The organism is Bradyrhizobium sp. PRIMUS42 (genome assembly GCF_023006515.1).
Taxonomy (GTDB): domain Bacteria; phylum Pseudomonadota; class Alphaproteobacteria; order Rhizobiales; family Xanthobacteraceae; genus Bradyrhizobium.
The window spans coordinates 1-5,956 of the sequence record NZ_JALBGZ010000397.1 but is presented as its reverse complement, the minus strand read 5'-3'; the positions used below and the strand labels follow the sequence as shown (position 1 = coordinate 5,956).

General features: G+C 65.6%; 6 protein-coding genes and 1 pseudogene. 2 read left to right on the top strand and 5 right to left on the bottom strand.

The features are described from left to right. Nucleotides 1-143: 143 nt before the first annotated feature. Entirely contained in the window at nt 144-995 is an 852-nt protein-coding gene (locus tag MOV75_RS24625; RefSeq protein WP_246929740.1) for a CoA ester lyase, read from the bottom strand. Nucleotides 996-1,021: 26 nt separating this feature from the next. Then, nucleotides 1,022-1,159, bottom strand: a pseudogene (locus MOV75_RS24620) (MaoC family dehydratase); the annotation flags it as partial. Between the two features lie 180 nt (nt 1,160-1,339). On the opposite strand from MOV75_RS24620, the gene MOV75_RS24615 reads away from it, so the two are divergent. Then, nucleotides 1,340-2,506, top strand: a complete 1,167-nt coding sequence (locus MOV75_RS24615) for an acyl-CoA dehydrogenase family protein (protein WP_246929742.1) — start codon at nt 1,340-1,342, stop codon at nt 2,504-2,506. A gap of 18 nt (nt 2,507-2,524) precedes the next feature. On the opposite strand, the gene MOV75_RS24610 is transcribed toward MOV75_RS24615, so the two are convergent. From MOV75_RS24610 to MOV75_RS24600, 3 genes are read right to left on the bottom strand one after another with little or no spacing between them, the layout of a single operon-like run. Beyond that, complete coding sequence (locus MOV75_RS24610) at nt 2,525-4,099, bottom strand: AMP-binding protein (protein WP_246929745.1); 1,575 nt, start codon at nt 4,097-4,099, stop codon at nt 2,525-2,527. Between the two features lie 33 nt (nt 4,100-4,132). Then, nucleotides 4,133-4,768, bottom strand: a complete 636-nt coding sequence (gene upp / locus MOV75_RS24605) for a uracil phosphoribosyltransferase (RefSeq protein ID WP_246929746.1) — start codon at nt 4,766-4,768, stop codon at nt 4,133-4,135. Nucleotides 4,769-4,777: 9 nt separating this feature from the next. After that, nucleotides 4,778-5,578: a crotonase/enoyl-CoA hydratase family protein gene (locus MOV75_RS24600; RefSeq protein WP_246929747.1), complete on the bottom strand. Its 801-nt coding sequence runs from the start codon at nt 5,576-5,578 to the stop codon at nt 4,778-4,780. A gap of 85 nt (nt 5,579-5,663) precedes the next feature. Between MOV75_RS24600 and MOV75_RS24595 the strand changes: the two genes are divergently transcribed. Continuing rightward, nucleotides 5,664-5,956: TetR/AcrR family transcriptional regulator (locus tag MOV75_RS24595; protein ID WP_247006762.1), on the top strand; the 293-nt coding region annotated here is incomplete at its 3' end.

The window sequence follows — 5,956 nt, the reverse complement described above, 5'->3', positions numbered from 1 at the left end:
CAATCCGGCCCCGCCGGCTCAGGCCGCGCCCGCCGTGCCGGCACAACCACCGGCGCCGCCCGTTCAGGGATTTGACTGAGGCGGGAGCTTCACGCCGGAGTTGTCGGACGAAGTCGATCGACGGACGAGGCTTGCGCCCCGGTCTAGGGTTGGCCGAGGATCTTCTTCGCGGCGCGAAGATGCGGCTTGTCGATCATCTGGCCGTCGAGCCGCAGCGTGCCGGAATTGGGATTGCTCGCGAACGCAGCGATCACCTTCTCCGCCCAGGTCCGTTCGGCTTCCGTCGGCTCGAACGCCGCATTGACGATGTCGACATGCTTGGGATGGATCAGCGCCTTGGCCGAAAAGCCGTCGCGACGCGCGGCGCGCGTCTCCTGCTCGAGGCCTGTGAGATTGTCGATGTCGGTGTAGACCGTATCGATCGGCGCGACCTCGGCTGCGGCGGCCGCCATCAGGCAGAGATCGCGCGCGAGGCGATAGGGACTGTGGAACACGCCGCCCGAGGCTTTCTCGGTGGCACCGAGCGAGGCCGAGAGATCTTCCGCGCCCCACATCAGGCCGGCGAGGCGGGGGGAGCATCCCTTGTAGCTGCCGAGGCCGAAGATCGAGCCGGCGGTCTCCGTCGCGACGCAGACGATGCGCGTTGTGCCGACTGCGATGCCGGCCGCAACTTCCAGCGCTTCGAGCCAGGTCGCGATCTGCCGGACGTCATCGCCGCCCTGCGATTTCGGCAATACGATGCCGTCGGGCTTGCCGGGGATCACCGCGGCGAGATCGGCGAGCGTCATGCCGGTGTCCAGCGCGTTGACGCGGACATAGAGCTGGTGCGGGCCGCGAGAGCCCTTCAGCATCGCCAGAGTTAACCCGCGCGCCCCCGTTTTCTTCTCGGCGACGACGGAATCCTCGAGATCGATGATCAGCGCGTCGGCCTTGCCTTCGCTCGCCTTCTCGAATTTGCGTGGGGAATCGCCCGGCACGAACAGCATCGAACGCATCAGATCGGCCTCTTGTGCATCATCGCCGTGTTGTCCATCTCCGTGACGACCCGGGTCAGCAAGTGTCTGAATTCCTGGCCCACCGAAAAGTCTTCGAAATAAAGTCCGGCCATCGCGGTTTCCTCCCTGCGAAATAACGGCGCGCTCCTCGCGTCGCGCCGCATGACCCTATGCATGGTACACACACTTGATCGACAAATTCACGTATCTGTACCCGGTTTTTCAAGTTAAAGAACGCAAGCGAGGGCACGTCCGGGCGCAGCAATCGGCCACGGCCTTTGAGTGGGAAACGCGAAGAGGAGCGAGATTGCGCGGTCGCGGCTCCCGACCGGGAGATCAAGAATATGGATTTCGCGCTCACTGATCAGCAGGAAGCCATTCGCGACGCCATCGCCAAGATCTGCGAAGGCTTTCCCGACGCCTACTGGCTGAAAAAGGACCACGACGGCGGCTTCCCGCATGACTTCCACAAGGCGCTGGCCGACGCCGGCTGGCTCGGCATCTGCGTGCCGGAAGCCTATGGCGGCTCGGGGCTCGGCATCACGGAAGCTGCGATCATGATGCGCACCATTGCGGAATCGGGTGCCGGCATGTCCGGTGCGTCCGCGGTGCATATCAACGTGTTCGGTCTCAACCCGGTCGTGGTGTTCGGCACCGAGGAGCAGCGCAAGCGCATGCTGCCGCCGATGGTCGCGGGCCGCGAGAAGGCGTGCTTCGCTGTCACCGAGCCGAACACGGGCCTCAACACCACGCAACTGAAGACCCGCGCGGTCGCCAAGAACGACCGCTACATCGTCAATGGCCAGAAGGTGTGGATCTCGACCGCGCAGGTCGCGCACAAGATCCTGCTGCTGGCGCGCACCACGCCGCTGGAGGAGGTGCGATCGCCGACCCACGGTCTTAGCCTGTTCTACACCGATTTCGACCGCAACAAGATCAAGGTCCACGAGATCGAGAAGATGGGCCGCAAGATCGTCGATTCCAACGAGCTGTTCTTCGAGGATTTTGAAATTCCGATGGAGGACCGGATCGGCGAGGAAGGCAAGGGCTTCCAGTACATTCTCGAAGGCATGAACCCGGAGCGCATTCTGATCGCGGCGGAGGCGGTCGGCCTCGGCAAGCTCGCGCTGGCGCGAGCCACCGAATACGCCAAGACGCGCGTGGTGTTCAACCGTCCGATCGGCAAGAACCAGGGCATCCAGCATCCGCTCGCGGTGAACTGGGTCGAGCTCGAGGCGGCCTGGCTGATGGTGATGTCGGCGGCCTGGCAATACGACAAGGGCATGCCCTGCGGCGCTGCGGCCAATGCCGCGAAATATCTTGCGGGCGAGGCGGGCTTCTCGGCCTGCGAGCAGGCCGTGATGACTCATGGCGGCTTCGGTTACGCCAAGGAGTTCCACGTCGAGCGATATTTGCGCGAGGTCCTGATCCCGCGCATCGCACCGGTCAGCCCGCAGCTCGCGCTCAGCTTCATCGCGGAGAAGGTGCTGGGGCTCGCCAAATCGTACTGAGCGAGTCTTGCCGTGCTGCTATTCGGAGGCGATGCGTTCCATCGCCATGGCGCGTAGCCGGGCGCGCTGGATCTTGACGCCGTTGGCGCTGTCGGTGACGGGGAAGGCATCCACGACATAGATTCGCGCCGGTACCTTGTAGCCGGCGAGCCGGTCGCGCAGGTGCGCGATCAGCGCCTCCGGTATCGGCAGCTCCTGTGCCGGGATCACGAACGCGACGCAGCGCGCCTGGCCCTTCAGATCTACGGCGACCACCTGAGCGTCGGCCACACCGGCGCAGGATTTGAGCTCGTCCTCGATCTCGCCGGGGGCGACGAGGAAACCGCCGAGCCTCATCGCATCGCCCGCGCGGGTCTCGTAGACAAAGGAGCCGTCGCCGCGCATCCGGCCGATGTCGCCGGTGCGGAAGAACCCGTCGGCCGTGATCGCATCGCGCGTCGCATCCGGGTTGTTGAAATAGCCGAGGAAGCGCGATGGCGCGCTGATTTCGATTTCGCCGGAAACGCCGAACGACACAACCTCGCCGGTCTCGCTGTCGCGCACGCGCACTTTTGCGTCGGCGGACATCGGCCAGCCGCCGCCCTCGATCCGTTCGGCGAAGGCGTCTCCGGCACGGCCAATCGAGAACAGCGCCTGCACCTCGCTCGATCCGTAGAGACCGAACAACGGCAGGCCGCGCGCCTCGGCCGCCACGGCAAGCTCGCGCCAGCCAGGCTGGAACGCAGCGAAGCCGCAGACTTCCAGATGCTTGAATGGGCGTGGCGCACCGGTGAGGGCGAGGATACGGCGGAACATCTCGTCGGAGCCAAAGGCGTGCGTGATCCGGTGCTCGCTGAGAATCTTCAGGGCCGGCGCCGCCTCGAAGGCATCGAGCACATGGATGGCCGCGCCCGCCGCGACGAAGCCGAGCAGGCTTGTCATGCCAAAAGTGCCGCAGAACGGCAGCATGGCCAGCAGCGAGTGACGCTGCGGATCAAGCTTGAGCGCGTTGGCGACGGAGGTGGCGTGCGTGGCCAGCGTGCGCTGAGAATGCGCGACGAGCTTCGGCCCCTTGGTGGTGCCCGATGTGGTGTAAAGCAGGACCGGCAGGTCGATGTTGTCCTGAGCTGGCGGGGCGGGGGGATAAGCCCTGTCGAAGGCGTCGAAGCGCACGCAGGGCCAGTGCGCCGGGATCGCATCCGCGCCGATCACCGCGACCTTCTGCAGCGCGGGTGCCTCGTCCTTGCCAACATCGGCGAGGATCGCGGCGAAATCGATCGAGCGGAAGGCGGCCTCGACCACCATCAGCTTGGCGCCCGAGAGGCGGAGCAGATGCGCGACGTCGGCGCTGCGGTAGCGTGTATTGACGGCCGCGACGATCGCACCAAGGCGGGCGGCGGCGAACAGCAGCGCGAGCCATTCGATCCGGTTGACCAGCCAGATCGCGACCACGTCGCCCTTGCCGATGCCTTGCGCTGCAAGCCAGGCTGCGCTCTGCCCGATCTTGGCAGCGAATTCCGCGCGCGAAACCGATGTGCCGTCGAATACGAAGGCGGGATCGGCGGCGGCTTCGGTCCGGATCAGCGATTGCAGCGAAGACGCATTGGCACTCATGGCAACCGGAGTAACCTGATCGCGCAAACCTGTCTACTTGGTGCCGAACATCCGGTCGCCGGCATCGCCCAGGCCCGGCACGATGTAGCCGTGGTCGTTGAGCCGCTCGTCGATCGCGGCGGTCCAGATCGGCACGTCGGGATGTTCGCGCTGGAACTGCGCGATGCCCTCGGGGGCGGCGAGAAGGCAGACGAAGCGGATATCGCGGGCGCCGCGGGCCTTGAGCAGGGAGGCGCCGGCGCAGGCCGAGTTGCCGGTCGCCAGCATCGGGTCCATCAGGATCACGGTGCGGTCGGACAGGTCCTGCGGCGCCTTGAAGTAATATTCCACGGCCTGCAACGTCTCGGGGTCGCGGTAGAGCCCGATATGGGCGATGCGCGCCGAGGGCATCAGCGCCAGCATGCCGTCGAGGAAGCCGACGCCGGCGCGCAGGATCGGCGCCAGCGTGAGCTTCTTGCCGGCGATCTTGGGTGCCTGCATGGCCGCGATCGGCGTCTCGATCCCGACCAGCTCCAGCGGCAAATCGCGCGTCACCTCGTAGCCGAGCAGCATCCCGATCTCGTTCAGGATCTCGCGAAAGCTCTTGGTCGAGCGGTCCTTCTCCCGCATCAGGGAGAGCTTGTGCTGGACCAGGGGGTGGGCGACGACGTTGACATTGCCAGTGCTCATGAAACCGATCTACACGGTTCCCTCAAATTGCGCCAGATCAGCCGGGCCTTTTCCGCCGGACGGCTGGCCCCAGCCGGGCATTGCCACCGCCCTACGCGCCCGGTCGCTCGCCTTGTAGGCAGCCATGGTCAACTCGCGATCGATCGCCGTACGCATTGCGTCCATCGTGGGCTGACGCAGACGCTTCTTGGCAGTCGCATGCGACGGCTTGTGGATGGCGCGCAGCGCGGCGATGGTCTCCGCAAGGGTGACGTCGACGGCATCCAGCGCAACCACACGATCCAGGAACCCGGCGGTCAGCGCCTCCTCGGGCTCGTACATTTCACCGAGCGTGGCGGTGCGGCTGAGCCAAGCCGGATGCAGGCGGCTGCGCGCCAGTTCGATGGCAAAGCTCGGCGGCGCGATGCCGATCGCGACCTCATTCAGCCCCATGCGATGCCGCCCGCGCGCGCCCAGCCTGACGTCGCAGGCGAGCAGCAGGAACGTTCCCATCGGATAGGCGTGGCCTTCCATTACACCGACCGTCGGATGTGGAAACGACATCAGCCGCAGCGCAAGCTCCGCGCCGGCGCGGACCATTTCGAGGCTTCTGGCGGCATCGCCGGAGGCGAACACCTTCAAATCGAAGCCGGCGGAGAAGATGCCGGGTCGTGCCGAGCGCAGCACCACGATCTCGGCTTCCTTTTCGGCCCGGTCGAGGGCGGCGCCGATCTCGGCCAGCATGGTCGTCGACATCACATTGACCTTGCCGTCGTCGAGCCCGATCCGCGCGACGCCCTCGTTCACCTCAAAGCTCACTCCCACTGCCATTTGTCTCTCCTGTCATGGACCAGGCTTGACTGTGGGAGGCTGATGTAGACCAATCAATATAATTTCATGCGAAGGGGAGAGCGCCATGCCGGCCGTGCCGAAACACCGCCAGCCCATCATCAATGCCGCGGTGACGCTGTTCCGCCGCCAGGGATTTGCCCGGACCGGGCTGAACGACATCGTCGATGTCAGCGGCGCGCCAAAAGGATCGCTCTACCATTACTTTCCGGACGGAAAATCCTCGATCGCGGTGGCGGCTGTGGAGGAGGCGGGCCGCCGCGTGGCGGCGACGGTCACCAAGCTCGCGGAAGAATGCGGCTCGACCGGCGACCTCTTGCGCGCGCACGCAAGGTTGTTGGCAGGCTGGATGCAGGGCTC

Excerpts from the sequence above, each read along its gene's own strand:
- upp (WP_246929746.1), bottom strand. The coding sequence starts at position 4,768 with ATGAGCACTGGCAATGTCAACGTCGTCGCCCACCCCCTGGTCCAGCAC.
- MOV75_RS24610 (WP_246929745.1), bottom strand. The coding sequence starts at position 4,099 with ATGAGTGCCAATGCGTCTTCGCTGCAATCGCTGATCCGGACCGAAGCC.
- MOV75_RS24615 (WP_246929742.1), top strand. The coding sequence starts at position 1,340 with ATGGATTTCGCGCTCACTGATCAGCAGGAAGCCATTCGCGACGCCATC.
- MOV75_RS24625 (WP_246929740.1), bottom strand. The coding sequence starts at position 995 with ATGCGTTCGATGCTGTTCGTGCCGGGCGATTCCCCACGCAAATTCGAG.
- MOV75_RS24600 (WP_246929747.1), bottom strand. The coding sequence starts at position 5,578 with ATGGCAGTGGGAGTGAGCTTTGAGGTGAACGAGGGCGTCGCGCGGATC.